The sequence below is a fragment of the Oleiphilus sp. HI0043 genome, assembly GCF_001634935.1.
The window spans coordinates 1-458 of sequence record NZ_LWEY01001935.1 but is presented as its reverse complement, the minus strand read 5'-3'; the positions used below and the strand labels follow the sequence as shown (position 1 = coordinate 458).

Genomic DNA, 458 nt, shown 5'->3' with positions numbered 1-458 from the left:
TCAATAATACCTTGCTTTCCAAGCTTGAAAACCTGCTCCCGCTGTACCGTAGAAGTGGAGTTATAAACGTGAACAATCGCTCTACGCGCACCTTTCAAAGACTCAAATGTCCTCTCGATTAACTCGGGCCGTGCCTGGGTCAAAACCTGCAAAGTTACATCATCCGGGACCTGTTGCTCTTCAATCACCCAACGAACAAAGTCAAAATCAGGCTGCGATGCCGCTGGAAAGCCGACTTCAATTTCCTTAAACCCTACCTTGACCAGCAACTTGAACAAGCGTTTTTTCTGCTCAACTGACATGGGTTCTATCAAGGCTTGGTTTCCATCCCGAAGATCGACACTTGACCAAATCGGCGCACGCTCAATATGCTGATTAGGCCACTGGCGCGAGGGCAACTCTATACGAGGAAAAGCCTGATATTTACGGTGGTCAAATGACATCGCGATGCTCCTATA

1 pseudogene is annotated in these 458 nt (G+C 47.8%); it reads right to left on the bottom strand.

From position 1 onward, the window contains the following. Window positions 1–443, bottom strand: a pseudogene (locus A3729_RS29955) (2-isopropylmalate synthase); the annotation flags it as partial. Window positions 444–458: the final 15 nt, after the last annotated feature.